This window comes from Tenacibaculum gallaicum (assembly GCF_003387615.1).
GTDB classification, from domain to species: domain Bacteria; phylum Bacteroidota; class Bacteroidia; order Flavobacteriales; family Flavobacteriaceae; genus Polaribacter; species Polaribacter gallaicus.
The window spans coordinates 294,713-310,468 of sequence record NZ_QUNS01000003.1; the positions used below are offsets into that span (position 1 = coordinate 294,713).

The 15,756-nt window shown below is 31.1% G+C and carries 15 protein-coding genes; 10 read left to right on the forward strand and 5 right to left on the reverse strand.

The genetic code is table 11. The features are described from left to right. Positions 1–26: 26 nt before the first annotated feature. From C7448_RS08260 to C7448_RS08270, 3 genes are all read right to left on the reverse strand, one after another. The gene (locus C7448_RS08260; protein ID WP_115900891.1) at positions 27–2,189 is read right to left on the reverse strand and encodes a choice-of-anchor D domain-containing protein; all 2,163 of its coding nucleotides are present in this window, start codon (positions 2,187–2,189) and stop codon (positions 27–29) included. A 267-nt stretch (positions 2,190–2,456) separates the two neighbouring features. Then, on the reverse strand, positions 2,457–4,364 hold the full coding sequence (gene dnaK, locus C7448_RS08265) for a molecular chaperone DnaK (RefSeq protein ID WP_115900892.1): 1,908 nt from the start codon (positions 4,362–4,364) through the stop codon (positions 2,457–2,459). 120 nt (positions 4,365–4,484) lie between these two features. Beyond that, positions 4,485–5,105 (reverse strand): NUDIX domain-containing protein, encoded by a 621-nt coding sequence (locus tag C7448_RS08270; protein ID WP_115900990.1) that lies wholly within the window; start codon positions 5,103–5,105, stop codon positions 4,485–4,487. A gap of 7 nt (positions 5,106–5,112) precedes the next feature. Here C7448_RS08270 and pyrE point away from each other — a divergent pair, with 7 nt between their 5' ends. Both pyrE and C7448_RS08280 read left to right on the forward strand, forming a co-directional pair. Continuing rightward, the gene (pyrE, locus tag C7448_RS08275) at positions 5,113–5,763 is read left to right on the forward strand and encodes an orotate phosphoribosyltransferase (protein ID WP_115900893.1); all 651 of its coding nucleotides are present in this window, start codon (positions 5,113–5,115) and stop codon (positions 5,761–5,763) included. A gap of 10 nt (positions 5,764–5,773) precedes the next feature. Next, complete coding sequence (locus C7448_RS08280; protein ID WP_115900894.1) at positions 5,774–6,163, forward strand: SRPBCC family protein; 390 nt, start codon at positions 5,774–5,776, stop codon at positions 6,161–6,163. Here the strand turns inward: C7448_RS08280 and C7448_RS08285 are convergent. Next, the gene (locus C7448_RS08285; RefSeq protein ID WP_115900895.1) at positions 6,158–6,895 is read right to left on the reverse strand and encodes a biotin--[acetyl-CoA-carboxylase] ligase; all 738 of its coding nucleotides are present in this window, start codon (positions 6,893–6,895) and stop codon (positions 6,158–6,160) included. The genes C7448_RS08280 and C7448_RS08285 overlap by 6 nt on opposite strands. Positions 6,896–6,981: 86 nt before the next feature. On the opposite strand from C7448_RS08285, the gene rsfS reads away from it, so the two are divergent. Genes rsfS through C7448_RS08315 form a run of 6 tightly spaced genes read left to right on the forward strand, consistent with a single transcriptional unit; the run spans position 6,982 to position 11,623 of the window. Continuing rightward, positions 6,982–7,350 (forward strand): ribosome silencing factor, encoded by a 369-nt coding sequence (rsfS, locus tag C7448_RS08290; RefSeq protein ID WP_047789323.1) that lies wholly within the window; start codon positions 6,982–6,984, stop codon positions 7,348–7,350. Between the two features lie 25 nt (positions 7,351–7,375). Continuing rightward, the gene (ftsH, locus tag C7448_RS08295) at positions 7,376–9,301 is read left to right on the forward strand and encodes an ATP-dependent zinc metalloprotease FtsH (RefSeq protein WP_115900896.1); all 1,926 of its coding nucleotides are present in this window, start codon (positions 7,376–7,378) and stop codon (positions 9,299–9,301) included. 11 nt (positions 9,302–9,312) lie between these two features. Beyond that, positions 9,313–9,903, forward strand: coding sequence for a hypothetical protein (locus C7448_RS08300; protein ID WP_115900897.1), 591 nt, complete (start codon positions 9,313–9,315; stop codon positions 9,901–9,903). 3 nt (positions 9,904–9,906) lie between these two features. After that, positions 9,907–10,701 (forward strand): phosphatidate cytidylyltransferase, encoded by a 795-nt coding sequence (locus tag C7448_RS08305; RefSeq protein WP_115900898.1) that lies wholly within the window; start codon positions 9,907–9,909, stop codon positions 10,699–10,701. A 26-nt stretch (positions 10,702–10,727) separates the two neighbouring features. Continuing rightward, positions 10,728–10,985 carry an acyl-CoA-binding protein gene (locus tag C7448_RS08310; RefSeq protein WP_115900899.1) on the forward strand — a complete coding sequence of 86 codons (258 nt, stop codon included), beginning with the start codon at positions 10,728–10,730 and terminating at the stop codon, positions 10,983–10,985. A gap of 5 nt (positions 10,986–10,990) precedes the next feature. Next, entirely contained in the window at positions 10,991–11,623 is a 633-nt protein-coding gene (locus tag C7448_RS08315; protein ID WP_115900900.1) for a YceI family protein, read from the forward strand. A gap of 55 nt (positions 11,624–11,678) precedes the next feature. Here the strand turns inward: C7448_RS08315 and C7448_RS08320 are convergent, their stop codons facing one another. After that, positions 11,679–13,217 (reverse strand): peptide MFS transporter, encoded by a 1,539-nt coding sequence (locus C7448_RS08320; RefSeq protein ID WP_115900901.1) that lies wholly within the window; start codon positions 13,215–13,217, stop codon positions 11,679–11,681. A gap of 198 nt (positions 13,218–13,415) precedes the next feature. Here C7448_RS08320 and C7448_RS08325 point away from each other — a divergent pair, with 198 nt between their 5' ends. Both C7448_RS08325 and C7448_RS08330 read left to right on the forward strand, forming a co-directional pair. Next, positions 13,416–14,102 carry a TetR/AcrR family transcriptional regulator gene (locus C7448_RS08325; RefSeq protein WP_115900902.1) on the forward strand — a complete coding sequence of 229 codons (687 nt, stop codon included), beginning with the start codon at positions 13,416–13,418 and terminating at the stop codon, positions 14,100–14,102. After that, entirely contained in the window at positions 14,086–15,756 is a 1,671-nt protein-coding gene (locus C7448_RS08330) for a peptidase domain-containing ABC transporter (protein WP_115900903.1), read from the forward strand. The genes C7448_RS08325 and C7448_RS08330 overlap by 17 nt, the downstream gene beginning before the upstream one ends.

Here is a 15,756-nt window from a genome sequence, read left to right on the forward strand (position 1 = left end):
GAATTACTATTTAAAGGGAATGTTTTTTATTGACATGCGACTGTATTCCAAGAAGCTCCAGATGGCTTAACCCATTGGTTTGCTTGTGTATTTGGTGGATTCAAAGGATCAAAACCAGCATCATGTTGAATACATGTTAAGTTATCATTTCCATCTGCAATCATATAAATGAAATTTACATTATTACCATTTGCTACGTTTAAACTTGTTAAATTATTATTTCTTAAATGCAATGAAATTACTCTTGAATTATTAGAAATATCCATGCTTGATAAGTTGTTATTATAAGCAACAAGTATTCTTAAATCTGGATACATAGAAACATCTAACGTACTAATTTGATTCTGTTCTAAATATAAAGTTCTTAAACCGTTTGCAATAGTAGGTAACACTAACGTAGAAATATTGTTACCTCCACATTGAAAATTCACTAAGCTAGAATGATTTGTTAAATCTATTGTACTAATACTATTTTGCTGAATTAATATTGTTTGTAAAGCTGTATTAGCTGAAAGATCTAATGAAGTTAAGTTATTGTTTTTTAACGACAAATGTGTTATTGCTGTGTTTTGGTTTAAATCTATACTTGTTAAAGAGTTGTTCATTGCATGAAATTGTGAAATATTTTCAAAAACCTCTAAACCAGTAACATCTGAAATACTAAGACCATCTACACGAATGACACCTGTGTAAGCTTGTGCTTCTGAAACCTGAATTTCACCATCTCCATTTGTATTTATCGATGAATCCCCTACCAATGCTGACTTAAAGTTGGCATCTGGTATATTTACAATAGTACCTGTAGCAGCTTGCAACCCCTTTCCACTAATAATAATAGCATAACTCGGTTTTGTAGGATCATTACTTTCTACAACTATCATTGCCTGCTTTTGTCCTTCAGATTGTGGTGTAAAACGTGCTGTTACCTCATAAAAGCTATTAGGAGCAATCGTTTGTGGTGCAGATACATTTACCAAAGTAAAGTTATTAGCATTGGCTCCGCTCATTCTAATATTACTTACCTCTAAATTTCCTTGACCATTATTCTGAATAGCAAAAGTTAAATCATTTCCAGAGTTCCCTACAGTAACATCACCAAAGTTCAATCCTGTTTCACTAAAAGCAATTGCAGGTTGTGCTGGCGCTGTTCCTGTTCCATTCATTGGTAAAAACACTTCATTTTCACTAGAGTTATTAAAAAATCTAATAGATGCTGAAGCAAATCCTTGTGAACTTGGCGTGAACTTAACTTCAAAAGTATATGTATCACCTGGAGCAATAGTTCTTATTAATGAACTTGTTCCTCCTATTACTGTAAAAGATGATGATGAACTACCTCCTATAATATTCACATTAGTAATCTCTAAATCTGCATTTCCTGTATTAGAAACTGTAATATTTTTAGATAAGTCTTTACCTACTTCAACATTCCCAAAACTTACAGGTGATTCACTAAATTCTATAACTGACATAGGTGTTGCTGTAGCTTTACCACTTAAGGCAATAGCTTTAACACCTGCATTAGTTGTCACCTCTAAACTTGCTGTTTTTTCTCCTACATTGGTTGGCTCAAATACTACCGTAATGTTTTTTGTTTCTCCAGCAGCTAAAGTTTCTGTTGTTGCTAAAGTTGAAAAATCTGCAGCATTGACCCCTTTTATTTCAAAACCCTTAATTTCTAAATCTGCATCTCCATTATTAGTTATAGTAAACGTAGCGTCTTTTGTTTGGTTAATCTCTACGTTTCCAAAAACCAAAGCCGTTTCACTTAAATCAACACCTGGTAATGGTTTTGGTTTTGCAATTCCTGTTACTTTTACTTCTTTTTTTCCAATATTGGTAGTAATTTCTAGGATAGCCTCTTTTTCTCCTTCTGTTAAAGGAGCAAAGGAAATTTCAAAAGTATACGATTCTTCCTTTTTAATTACTTTCGGTACTGCACTAGTTGAAAAATCAGCAGCATTTGTTCCTTTTAATACAAATTCATCTATTTCTAAATCTGAACCTCCCTTATTTGTTACTTTAAACGAATAGTTAATAGTTTGTTCTACTTCTACTGTTCCAAAATTCTTTTCTATATCAGTAATAGAAAATTCTGCTGGAATAATTTCTTCATCTTTATCACAACTTGTGATACTTACAAGTACAAAAAGAATAGCACTTGCATACATGTTAATTTTTTTTCTCATGTGTGTTTATTTTTCTGATTTAATTTTTTGTGCTTCCTTATAGTTATAAAGCACTTCTCCCTTATATTGGAAGTAAAATTACACACAAGATACCTTTTACAATGAAAAAACTGCTGAAGTGATTTTATCTTTTTCTAAAACACTTTTTTTTGTTTCTAAAACACCTAATATCTATTTAAAAGCAAAAAAGCTCGTCAAATGACGAGCTTTTTATATCTATAGTCCTAATAAAACTTGTAATGCTTTTTAGGATAATACAATCAAAATTTATTTTACTTCTTCAAAGTCTACATCTTCTACGTTATCTCCGCTTTCTGATGAAGCTCCTGCATCAGCACCTCCTTGCGCACCAGCTCCATTAGCTTGTGCATCTTGTTGTGCTTTATACATTTCTTCAGAGGCAACTTTCCAAGCTTCATTAATCTTTTCCATTGCTGCATCAATAGCATCAAGGTCTTTAGATTCGTGTGCTTTCTTTAACTCTTCTAAAGCAGCTTCAATTGGCTCTTTTTTATCAGCTGATAATTTGTCACCAAACTCTTTTAGTTGCTTTTCTGTTTGAAAAATCATAGAGTCTGCTCCGTTAACTTTTTCAGCAGTTTCTTTTGCTTTTTTGTCAGCATCAGCATTTGCCTCAGCTTCTTGCTTCATCTTTTGAATTTCTTCATCAGATAACCCTGAAGAAGCTTCGATACGGATATCTTGTGATTTACCAGTTGCTTTATCTACTGCAGATACTTTGATGATTCCGTTTGCATCAATATCAAAAGTTACTTCAATTTGAGGAACACCTCTTTGTGCTGGTGGAATATCTGTTAATTGGAAACGGCCAATTGTTTTGTTATCTGCCGCCATTGCTCTTTCACCTTGTAATACGTGAATATCTACCGATGGTTGGTTATCTACCGCTGTAGAGAATACTTGCGACTTTTTAGTTGGAATGGTTGTATTTGCATCGATTAACTTTGTAAATACATTACCCATTGTTTCAATTCCTAATGATAAAGGTGTAACGTCTAATAATAATACGTCTTTTACATCACCTGTTAACACTCCTCCTTGAATTGCTGCTCCTAACGATACAACCTCGTCTGGGTTTACACCTTTACTTGGTGCTTTCCCAAAGAACTTCTCAACTGCTTCTTGAATTGCAGGAATACGAGTTGATCCTCCTACTAAAATTACTTCATCAATATCAGATGTTGATAAATCAGCATTTTTTAACGCTGTTTGACATGGTTTGATCGTTCTTTTTACTAAATCATCAATTAACTGCTCAAACTTAGCTCTACTTAACGTTCTTACCAAGTGCTTTGGTCCACTAGCTGTAGCAGTAACATATGGTAAGTTAATCTCTGTAGAAGTTGTGCTTGATAATTCGATTTTTGCTTTTTCAGCAGCTTCTTTTAAACGTTGTAATGCCATAGGATCTTTACGTAAATCCATGTTTTCTTCAGCATTAAACTCATCTGCTAACCAGTTAATGATTTTTTCATCAACATCATCACCTCCTAAGTGTGTATCACCATCAGTAGCTAATACTTCAAATACTCCATCTCCTAATTCTAAGATAGAAACATCGTGTGTACCTCCACCAAAGTCAAATACAACAATTTTCTTATCATCGTTTGCTTTATCCAATCCGTAAGCTAGAGCTGCTGCAGTTGGCTCGTTGATAATACGACGAACTTTTAATCCAGCAATCTCACCTGCTTCTTTAGTTGCTTGACGCTGCGCATCGTTAAAGTATGCTGGTACAGTAATTACCGCTTCAGAAACTCCTTGACCTAAATAGTCTTCAGCAGTTTTCTTCATTTTCTGTAATATCATTGCAGAAATTTCTTGAGGCGTGTACATACGATCATCAATCTTTACTCTTGGTGTATCGTTGTCTCCTTTTACAACATTGTAAGGAACTCTTCCTGCTTCTCTTTCAGACTCAGAATATTTATTCCCCATAAAACGTTTAATAGAATAAACTGTTTTAGTTGGGTTAGTTACCGCTTGACGCTTTGCAGGATCTCCTACTTTACGTTCTCCTCCTTCAACAAATGCTACAATAGAAGGGGTTGTTCTTTTTCCTTCTGCATTTGGAATTACTACTGGCTCATTACCTTCCATTACAGACACACATGAGTTCGTAGTACCTAAATCTATACCTATAATTTTACTCATAATTTTTATTTATCTTTTTAAAAGTTTTAAATTCAATTTTACGAGTAGTATTAGTCAAACTGTATGCCATTGGTTTTTTGCCTATATTTTGACAGGAAAAGATGTAAAACAAGTCATTTTTTATGACATAGTGTCATCGATTACTGTTTTTAAATAGGATTCATATACCATTTTTATATTCGCAAATGTATTTTGTAACGCTTTGTTTCTGACTTTTTTGTCTTTAAACACAGCTTTGGTAATACCTTCTTCTAATTGAGGTGTCAAACTTCCTTTATAATTAGAATACATTAAATACCAGTGTGTCTCTTTTAAACGATATTCGTTTTGTTGCATAAATAAATGATAAGTAACAAGTAGTTTTTGTTGAATTGTTAGTTTTTCTATACCACATTCTTCCTCAACCTCTCTAACAGCTGCTTCTTCTAATCCTTCCCCTTCTTCAACACGTCCTTTAGGCAAATCCCATTTATTTCCTCTATAAATAAATAGTATTTTTTTGTTTTCATTTAAAACTAGCCCTCCAGCCGCTGTAATTACTTTAAACTTTACTTTAAAATCTAACCAATCCTCTGTCAGGTTATTAGAATAGATATAAACACTACTTAATTTACCTACTTTTAACTTATAAATAAGTTCTTCAATAATTGTATTTTTGTAAATATAAACTGGATAATCTTCTTCATTTTTAATTGAAGTTGTAAAGATTATTGGTTTATCATTAACAAAAACTTTATACATTTGCGCTATGGATTTTAACAAAGATACAGCAAAAAAAACTGCCGAGCTTCTTTTGCAAATTAAGGCTATAAAATTAAGTCCCCAAGAACCTTTCACATGGGCTTCTGGCTGGAAATCACCTATTTACTGTGATAATAGAATCACATTATCATACCCTCCCGTTAGAAACTTTTTAAAACAAGAAATTGCTAAACTAGTAGAAGAAAAACATGGTAAGCCTGATGTTATTGCAGGGGTTGCCACTGGTGCTATTGCTATTGGTATACTAGTTGCTCAAGAATTAGGAGTGCCTTTTGTATACGTTAGGCCTGAACCTAAAAAACATGGTAGACAAAACCAAATTGAAGGACATATAGAAAGTGGTCAAAACGTAGTAGTTATTGAGGATTTAATTAGCACTGGTAAAAGTAGTTTAAATGCTGTAAAAGCATTGAAAGAGGTACATGCCAATGTAAAAGGAATGATTGCTATTTTTTCTTATGGATTTAATATTGCTACAGAGAATTTTGACAATGATAAAGTAGAACTCACTACTTTAAGTAATTACGAAAATTTATTAGAACAAGCTTTAGATAGTAAATATATTACTAGTGAAGAACTTCGAACTTTAGAAGATTGGAGAATTGCTCCTAGTGAATGGAATCAAAACGATAAATAACGACACAATAATGAATATAGAAGGAAATACAGTTACTGTAAAAAAATCATCTAAAGATTTATTTGAATTTCTAACCAAATTAGAAAACTTTGAACAACTAATGCCTGAAAATACTCAAAAATTTGAGGTTGATGGTGATAGTTTTATTTTTGGCTTAAAAGGTATGCCAGAAATTCGTTTAGTAATGAAAGAAAAAACGGAATACTCAAATGTTACTTTAGGTGCCGCAAGTAGTAAATTACCTTTTACTTTAGCTGCTAACATTATTGAGATTGGCGATAATGAGAGTCAAGCTACTTTAAAATTCAACGGTGAATTTAATGCAATGATGGCTATGATGGTTAAAGCACCATTAACAAAGTTTATTGGTACGCTAACTGAAAATTTAGAAAAGCTATAAAGTGGCAAACGAAACTTCTTTCAAGCCAAATTCTTGAATCGTTTCGTTTTCTAATTCTATTTGGAGGTTTCCACTTTTTGAAACTCCAATAATTTTACCCATAAATAAAGTGTTCTGACTATTCTTAAACATTGTTGGAACATTTTTTTTATACAACACTTTTAAGTAAGCTTCTTCTAGTAAATTATATTCTTTTCTTTCTAAGAGGTTAAAATACCCTTTTAGATTCTTTAAAATATTTTCTAATAACACATCCAAATCAAATTCTCTTCCTAAAATCTTTTTTACAGAAGACGCATTGGGTAAGTTATTAGGAAACGAATTTTGATTTACATTAATCCCAATTCCTATTACAGAAGACACTATATTACTTCCTTTCAGGGTATTTTCAATTAATATACCTCCTAATTTTTTATTCCCTGACAGAATGTCGTTTGGCCATTTTACCGACAAATTTGGCAATTCCAACGCTTCTAAAGCTTCAAAAACACTTAACGAAACACAAAAATTCAAATATTTGTGATGCTCTACCTTTAAACCTATAAAGCTAGAAAACACACTAAAAGTAAGGTTTTTTCCCTCTTCAACAACCCAATCAGAATTCATTTGCCCCCTACCCTTGGTTTGCGTTTTTGTAACCACCACTGTAAAATCATCAACTACAACTTTTGACACCATATTCTTTAAAAAGGTGTTGGTAGAGTCGATGGCATTAAGTTTGATTATTTTCATATAGATTTTGTGCGTAAAACAAGTATCAATATTACATAAATTACTCGCAAAAAAATAATAACTTTGCTAAAACTTAATTTTTTTTAATGACAATAAAACAAACAAACACAGACGATCTTTTAGCTGTGATTATTAAAGGGATTGATGATGTAAAAGGAGAGGATATCCAATTACTAGATTTAAGAGAGATAGAAAACACTGTTTGTGATTATTTTGTAGTTTGTTCTGCTAACTCGAACACACAAGTTAATGCCATTTCGGGCTCTGTACAAAAAATAGTAAGTAAAGAACTAAAAGATAAACCTTGGCATATTGAAGGACAAGGAAACTCTGAATGGGTTCTTATGGATTACGTAAACGTTGTTGTACACATCTTTCAAAAACAAGTTCGTGAATTTTACGATATCGAAAGCCTTTGGGGAGATGCAAAAATTACAGAAATCAACCCAGCATAATTGCTAACATTTTATACACCTTTTTATGAGTGATAATAAAAAAAATGCGCCAAAATTTAGTTTTAACTCATTTTGGCTATACATACCAATAATAGTTATTTTACTAGGATTAAGCTTTTTTAATTCTGGTAACTTAGGTTCTCGTAATATTACAAAAAACGAGTTTACTAAAATTCTTCAAGCAAACGACATTAAAGAAATCGTTGTAGAAAACAACAATGTTGCTCAAATATTTTTAAAGCCTGAAGCAGAAAAAAAAGAAGAGCATAAGAAACTAGCAGATTCTCCTTTTTACAGAAAAGGATCTCCTCTTTACACATACAACTTTGGTGATTTACAAAATTTTGAAAATGAAATCAACAAGGAAAAGGAAGAAAAGGGTCTTGATTTCGATAAAGTAAATGTGGAAAGAACTAGCATGATGGATACCATCATTAGCTTCCTTCCTTTTATTTTACTTATTGTTATTTGGCTTTTCTTTATGAGAAGAATGTCTGGAGCTGCTGGAGGTGGCGGTGCTGGAGGGCAAATCTTTAACATCGGTAAATCTAAAGCTAAGCTTTTTGACGAAAATACTAAAGTTAAAACTACCTTTAAAAATGTAGCTGGTTTAGAAGGTGCTAAAGAAGAAGTTCAAGAAATTGTAGACTTCTTAAAGAGCCCTGAAAAATACACTAAATTAGGTGGTAAAATTCCTAAAGGAGCTCTATTAGTAGGACCTCCAGGAACAGGTAAAACCTTATTAGCAAAAGCCGTTGCTGGTGAAGCTGGTGTACCTTTTTTCTCATTATCTGGTTCTGATTTTGTTGAAATGTTTGTAGGAGTTGGAGCTTCTCGTGTGCGTGACTTATTTAAACAAGCGCAACAAAAGTCACCTTCTATTATATTTATTGATGAAATTGATGCTATTGGACGTGCCAGAGGTAAAAATAGCATGACCGGTGGTAATGATGAACGTGAGAATACCTTAAACCAATTACTTACTGAAATGGATGGTTTTGGTACTGATACTAATGTAATTGTATTAGCTGCTACCAACCGTGCAGATGTATTAGATAAAGCATTAATGCGTGCTGGTCGTTTTGATCGTCAAATTTATGTTGACTTACCAGATTTACACGAGCGTAGAGAAATTTTTGAGGTTCATATTAAGCCTTTAAAATTAGCTGCGAATGCCGATTTAGAATTTTTAGCACAACAAACACCTGGATTCTCGGGTGCAGATATTGCCAACTTATGTAACGAAGCCGCTTTAATTGCTGCCAGAAAAGGTAAAGAATCTATTGAGCATCAAGACTTCTTAGATGCTGTTGATAGAATCGTAGGTGGTTTAGAAAAGAAAAACAAAGTTATTACTCCAAAAGAAAAGAAAGTAATTGCTTTTCATGAAGCTGGTCATGCAACCGTTAGTTGGATGTTAGAGCATGCTGCTCCATTAGTTAAAGTAACTATTGTTCCTCGTGGTCAATCATTAGGGGCCGCTTGGTATCTTCCTGAAGAGAGAAAAATTATTCAAACGGAACAAATGCTTGATGAGATGTGTGCTACTATGGGAGGTAGAGCTGCTGAAAAACTAATTTTCAATAAAATCTCAACTGGAGCGTTAAGTGATTTAGAAAAGGTTACTAAACAAGCTCGAGCTATGGTTACTGTTTATGGTTTAAATGACAAAGTAGGAAACGTTACTTACTATGATTCTTCAGGTAATGATTCTTTTGTAAAGCCATACAGTGAAGCAACTGCACAAAAAATTGATGAAGAAATTTCTGAAATAATAGAAAATCAATATAAAAGAGCTGTTGATTTACTAGATCAAAACAGAGATAAATTAACTGAATTAGCTGATTTATTACTTGAAAAAGAAGTTATATTTAAAGACGATTTAGTGAAAATATTTGGAGACAGACCTTTTGGAAAGGAAGAAAAACCTCAAATTACAACAGAAGAATAGTTTTTATTTTAATGAATTTTTTAAAAAAATTATTTAAAACATATCAAGAATCATCTAAAGAAAAAAAAGTCAACGAACAAGAAGTTCATTTGTCTTTAGATGATTCTTTTGTTCATCATTTTATTAATAAAGGAGGAAAGTTTTTATACTGTACATCAATAAACGAAGTAAGTAATAATTTAAAAAACATCTTACAAGAAAACAATTGGCGCAAAATTACTTGTACCGATTTTGATTTATTAAAGATTACTGAAAAAATTGATATTTCTGTACAAAACCATTCCTCAGAATCTGTACCTTTTTTTACATCTTGTGAACATTTAATTGCCGATAAAGGAGAAATTTTATTCTCATCTAATCAATTAGGCAGTCATAAAATAGCTTCTCTTTCTAAACATTTTATTGTTTATGCGACTACGAGTCAGCTAGTAAAAAACACAGGAGAAGGATTAACAGGTATTAAAACACATTTTAGCGGTAATATACCAACCAACATTAGTTCTGTTAAGAATTATACGTTTGAAGTTGAGGATGATAATTTCTTGAGTTATGGTAATAATAACACAAAAGATTTATATTTGCTGCTCTTTGAAGACCTTTAAAATATGTCTAACCTTTTTGTAAGAAGTCTTTCTGCACTTGTTTATGCTTTTCTATTTATTTCTGCTATTCTTTTTTCAGCAGAAACATATATAGGACTGCTTGCTCTTTTTGCTACTGTTTGTAGCTGGGAGCTTTCTAAAATTATACAAATTAAAAGTATTATCCCTTATATTCTTTTAGCCTGTATTACGTATATATCCTTTCAAAGTACAATTTTTAAGTATAATGACTATTTATTCGGTTTTACTATAACCGGATCATTTATCTTACTCTATTTACTTATAAGCTCTAAGTTAATTAAAACGGGTACTTTAACTCAAAAATTATTTTTACAAGTTATATACTTAATACTACCGTTTTATTTCTTAATGAACCTTCCTTTTATTGAGAATACTTATCACCCAAATATAATTATATATATAATTTTTATTATTTGGACTAATGATAGCTTTGCCTTTTTAGTTGGTAAAAACTTTGGTAAACGAAAATTATTTGAAAAAGTATCTCCTAAAAAAACAATTGAAGGTTTTATTGGTGGTCTATTATTTTCAATAATTGCTGGTTTTATAATCGGTCAATACTCAGGAATTTTTTCAATTTTAGATTGGATAATCATTGCTATTATAGTGGCTATTTTTGGTTCTTTAGGAGATTTAGTAGAATCTAAGTTTAAAAGACAAGCAAATGTGAAAGATAGCGGTACAATTATGCCAGGTCACGGAGGCTTATTAGATAGACTAGATAGCTTGTTTTTCCTTGCTCCCTTCGTATATTTGTACATTCATTACATTATGTAAACTATCTACACATACAAACCTCACTTATGGAAGATGATTTAGATTTGAAGTTTAAAGAAGCTTATCAAAAAGCATCTGAACTAGAGGAAAAGCTTCCTCCAGATCTTATGTTACGTTTATATGCTTACTATAAACAAGCGGTAAAAGGAGATAGATTTACTTTTAATGACAATAGCGACTTACGAAATGCTTTTAAATTTAATGCTTGGATGCAACTTAGGGGCATGAACGAACGAGAAGCAAAAAAAGAATATATTAAATTAGTAAATTCAATTATAAAATAAACCTCATGAAAAAAATCGTTTATTCTTTAGTTATCTGTTTTACAGCTTTTCAAATCACATCTTGTAAATCAGAAGCAAAAAAAGAGACAAAAACCACAAAGGAAGAAGTTAAAACAGAAAAAAAAGCTGCGTTTGTATTACAAGATGCTAACAATTCTATAAACTGGGTAGCTTACAAAACTACTGAAAGAATACCTGTTAATGGCCAGTTTAAAAAAGTAAACATTACTGCTGGTGGTGAAGCTGATACAGCTAAAGACGCTATCAACAATGCTGAATTTTCTATTCCTGTAAGTAGTATTTTCACGAAAGACACAAGCAGAGATTTTAAAATTAAAAAGTTTTTCTTTGGAGTAATGGATAAGACTGAATTACTTTCTGGTAAGTTAGTTTTAGAAAATGATTCTATTGGTTACGCTAACATTACTATGAATGGCGTTACTAAAAAATTACCTTTTAATTATACTTTAAACGGAAAAGAATTTAGCTTAAATACAACTATGAAAATTACCGATTGGCAAGCTAACAAAGCATTAGAGTCTTTAAATACTGCATGTAAAGACTTACATAAAGGTGCTGATGGTGTTTCTAAAACTTGGGATGAAGTAGCTTTAAACATTACATCTGTTTTTAAATAAAACCGATTAAACATATATTTGAAAGCCTCAGAATAATTCTGAGGCTTTTTTATTTTTAGTGTACTTCAAACATCCATTTTTTTACTGGCTTATAAAAAGCTATAACTAATAAACCTATTATTACTGAGATTACTCCTAGGTTAGCATATACAGAAACATATGAGTATAATTGATGAAAAACTTCTGATTGCTCCATTATAGTTTTTGAAGACAGACCTGTAAGTAGTTCTGTTACCTCACCAAAAAAACCTTTTGAAAACACTCCTAAGCTCCCATTAACAACAGTAGTTAAGTTAGCTATTTTGCCTGCAAAAAAATGACCATAAAAATTTGCCGAAAACCATACTCCCATAATAAAGGCAATATATTTTACTGGTGACAACTCTGTCATTTTAGACAACCCTATGGGAGATAAAAACAACTCTCCTGTTGTTAGTATAAAATATCCTAAAATTAAATACATCATTGGAGTTTTGGCTAAATCATCAACTTGATAACCTGATAAACCAAAAGTTATAAAACCTACACCTAAAAACAATAAACCTAATCCAAATTTTATAACAGAGTTTGGATTCTTATGTATTCTATGCAAATAGCCCCAAAGTATTGAAAATGGTATTGCCATAAGAATTATAAAAGTTGAATTAATACTATTTGTTTGAGCAGCATTCATCCCTACTAAATTAACATTCCTATCAGCAAACAAGGTTAATGAGCTACCCGCTTGTTCAAAGATTGCTGCAAACAATGTATATAAAACAGTAAAAAAAATGGCTACTGAAAGTTTTCTACGTTCTTTTGAAGTTACCGTTCGTAAAATCTTCACTAAAAATAGTATTAGAAATAACGAAACAATCCAAACCAAATAATGTTCAAACTCATGATAATAAACTATCAAAGCAAATACTGGTACAGACAAAAGTGCTGCTATTGTTACTAAGTTTCCCTTTTTAACTCCAAATTGTTTTTCTTCATATAACTTTTGATTTGGCACCAAACCTTTATCTTCAAAAACATTTCTTCTAAGTCCTCCTTTAAAAACCAGTAATCCTAATAACATTCCTATTCCTGCCAAAACAAATCCATAATGCCAACCATATAACTCTGCTAACCATGCACATAATAATGGAGCCACAGCGCCACCAATATTTATTCCCATATAAAAAATAGTAAAACCTGCATCTCTCCTACTATCCCCTTCCGTATATAATTTCCCTACAAATGAAGATATATTAGGTTTAAAAAAACCATTACCAACAATAATTAGAGACAGTGATCCATAAAAAAACATAGGGTGTTCAAAAGTTAAAAAGAAGTGTCCTAGCGCCATTAATACACCTCCTAAAATAATAGCTTTTCTAAACCCTAAAATTTTATCAGCTAGCATTCCTCCAATCATTGGGGTGACATATACTAACGACATATATGCAGCATACACTCCAAAAGACATTTCATCAGAAAACAATAAATGTTTTGTCATATACAACACCAACAAAGCTCTCATTCCGTAAAAAGAAAAACGCTCCCATAGTTCAGCAAAAAATAAATATAAAAGTCCCCTTGGATGCCCTAAAACATCAGTTTTTGAATTCATATCTTCAATAAATTTTAAGTTTATGCTAATATATTTTTACACATATAAAATCAGAAGGTATGTAGTTAATTGTAGCAAAAAATAAGCTTTTGTAATTTTTTGTAACCTCATTTAATAGTAAAAATTAACATCTTATTAATACATTCAAACTCTATATTAATAGTTTTACTATTATATTTGCGCTATTAATTTTTAATTATGAAAAGTTTACTGTCAAATTTAAAAATAGAAATACCTTCAGGAATATATATAAAAGACCCTGAAACCTCTGAATTGGGTAAAAGAATAATAGAAAATAGTATCATACTAATTGAAGAAATTGGTTTTGAACATTTCAACTTTAAAAAACTAGGTAAACTAATAGGTTCTAACGAAAGCTCTATTTATCGTTACTTTGAAAGTAAACATAAACTTTTAGTTTACTTAACTTCTTGGTATTGGGGATGGATTCAATACCTATTGGTAATAGAGACTTACAGTATTAGCAGCCCTAAAGAAAAGTTAATTAAAGCTATTGAAGTTCTTGCTAAAGAAACGGAACAAGACAATAACTTTTCACATATTAATGAAGCTTTACTCAGCCTAATTGTAATCAACGAAAACTCTAAATCATACTCTACAAAAGAAGTAGATACCGAAAATAAGGAGGGGTTCTTTAAGCTATACAAAGAAGTGGTAAAACGTTTTGCTGAAATAATTAGTAATTACAACAGTTCTTACAAGCATCCTTTAACTCTAGCAAGTACTATAATTGAAGGTATTTTACATCAACAATTTGTAAAATTACACTTTAAATCACTTACTAATTGTGATAAAAATACGAGCACTGCATCCTTCTTTATAGAATTAACATTAAACGTACTTTTAAATGAAAAAGAAAAATAAACTAACTCCTTGGCAACGATTTCTTGGATTAATAAATCTAGAAAAAAAAGACACTTTACAAATAGCATATTACGCTATTTTTGAAGGAATTGTTGCTTTATCTTTACCTTTAGGGGTACAAGCTATTATAAATTTATTACAAGCAGCACAAGTGTCTGCTTCTTGGATTGTTTTAGTCATCTTAGTTACTTCTGGTGTTGTTTTTAGTGGAATTTTAAAATTAATGCAGTTTAGGATTATTGAGACTATTCAGCAAAGAATTTTTACCAGAGCATCTATAGAGCTTAGTTATCGTTTTCCTAAAATTAAAATGATAGAATTGAGAAATTATTATCCTCCTGAGCTTGCCAATCGTTTTTTTGACACACTAACGATTCAAAAAGGAATTTCTAAGATATTAATAGATGCTCCTTCTGCCATACTACAAATTGTTTTTGCCTTACTACTCTTATCATTTTACCATCCGTTTTTTATCATTTTTGGCTTTTTGGTTATGCTTTTAATTTATGTTGTTTTTAAATATACGGCACAAAAAGGACTAGATACAAGTTTAAAAGAGTCTAAAAACAAATACAAGGTAGCACATTGGCTACAAGAAATAGCAAGAACTATTATAAGTTTTAAATTATCTGGAAAAACAAAATTAGCTCTTGATAAAAGCGACATCTTAGTCAATAATTATTTAAAATCTAGAGAAAGTCACTTTAAAGTGCTTGTTATGCAATATATTCAAATGATTAGCTTTAAAGTTATAATTACTGCTGGTTTGTTACTTATAGGTGGTTTTTTAGTGCTTACACAGCAAATGAATATTGGTCAGTTTGTTGCTGCCGAAATCATTATTATATTAATCATGAATTCTGTGGAGAAACTAATACTTGGGCTTGAGTCTTTTTATGATGTACTTACATCTATAGAAAAACTTGGAGAAGTCATCGATAAACCTATAGAACCACAACAAGGTAGTAGCATCAATAAAGATAAACCTTTTAAAATTGAACTTCAAGATGTTTCTTATGTTGTAAATAACAAATCAGAACCAGTAATTAATAACGTTTCTTTTGAAATAAACCCTAATGATAGAATCTTGATTCAAGGAAGTAGTAACTCAGGAAAATCTAGTTTAATTCAATTAATTTCTGGTTTGATTGAACCAACTTCTGGACATGTCTTTGTGAACGATTTATCTTTAAAAGGTATTTTTATTAATAATTACAGGTCTAATTTAGGTTTGTCTCTTTCTGAAGAAACTCCATTTAAAGGAACTATTAGAGAAAATATAACTTTTGGGGATTTATCTATAACTGACGAAGAAATATACAACATTTTTAAAATTGTAGGTTTAACAGAGTTTTTAAAGCAACAACCTAAAGGTTTAGACACCTACTTAAAACCAGAAGGAAAACTTATTGCTTATACTGTAGCTAAAAAAATTATTCTCTCAAGAGCTATAATTAAGAAACCTAAATTACTCATTTTAGAAGACCCTCTTGATCAATTTGAAAAAAGTGAAGCTAAAAATATAATTGATTTTATTACTGATGTTTCTCAACCATGGAGTTTAATTATTGTAAGTCGTAATGAAAATTGGAAGGAGAAATGTAATAAACAAATTACCCTTAAAAAAGGAGGTATCGCTAACTTTAAATCATAG

What these genes read in the sequence shown, in the direction of transcription:
- C7448_RS08280 (WP_115900894.1), top strand. Translation starts at nt 5,774, where the DNA reads ATGAATATAGAAGGAAATACAGTTACTGTAAAAAAATCATCTAAAGAT.
- rsfS (WP_047789323.1), top strand. Translation starts at nt 6,982, where the DNA reads ATGACAATAAAACAAACAAACACAGACGATCTTTTAGCTGTGATTATT.
- C7448_RS08315 (WP_115900900.1), top strand. Translation starts at nt 10,991, where the DNA reads ATGAAAAAAATCGTTTATTCTTTAGTTATCTGTTTTACAGCTTTTCAA.
- C7448_RS08320 (WP_115900901.1), bottom strand. Translation starts at nt 13,217, where the DNA reads ATGAATTCAAAAACTGATGTTTTAGGGCATCCAAGGGGACTTTTATAT.
- C7448_RS08300 (WP_115900897.1), top strand. Translation starts at nt 9,313, where the DNA reads ATGAATTTTTTAAAAAAATTATTTAAAACATATCAAGAATCATCTAAA.
- C7448_RS08310 (WP_115900899.1), top strand. Translation starts at nt 10,728, where the DNA reads ATGGAAGATGATTTAGATTTGAAGTTTAAAGAAGCTTATCAAAAAGCA.
- ftsH (WP_115900896.1), top strand. Translation starts at nt 7,376, where the DNA reads ATGAGTGATAATAAAAAAAATGCGCCAAAATTTAGTTTTAACTCATTT.
- C7448_RS08305 (WP_115900898.1), top strand. Translation starts at nt 9,907, where the DNA reads ATGTCTAACCTTTTTGTAAGAAGTCTTTCTGCACTTGTTTATGCTTTT.
- C7448_RS08285 (WP_115900895.1), bottom strand. Translation starts at nt 6,895, where the DNA reads ATGAAAATAATCAAACTTAATGCCATCGACTCTACCAACACCTTTTTA.
- C7448_RS08325 (WP_115900902.1), top strand. Translation starts at nt 13,416, where the DNA reads ATGAAAAGTTTACTGTCAAATTTAAAAATAGAAATACCTTCAGGAATA.
- dnaK (WP_115900892.1), bottom strand. Translation starts at nt 4,364, where the DNA reads ATGAGTAAAATTATAGGTATAGATTTAGGTACTACGAACTCATGTGTG.
- C7448_RS08270 (WP_115900990.1), bottom strand. Translation starts at nt 5,105, where the DNA reads ATGTATAAAGTTTTTGTTAATGATAAACCAATAATCTTTACAACTTCA.
- C7448_RS08330 (WP_115900903.1), top strand. Translation starts at nt 14,086, where the DNA reads ATGAAAAAGAAAAATAAACTAACTCCTTGGCAACGATTTCTTGGATTA.
- pyrE (WP_115900893.1), top strand. Translation starts at nt 5,113, where the DNA reads ATGGATTTTAACAAAGATACAGCAAAAAAAACTGCCGAGCTTCTTTTG.
- C7448_RS08260 (WP_115900891.1), bottom strand. Translation starts at nt 2,189, where the DNA reads ATGAGAAAAAAAATTAACATGTATGCAAGTGCTATTCTTTTTGTACTT.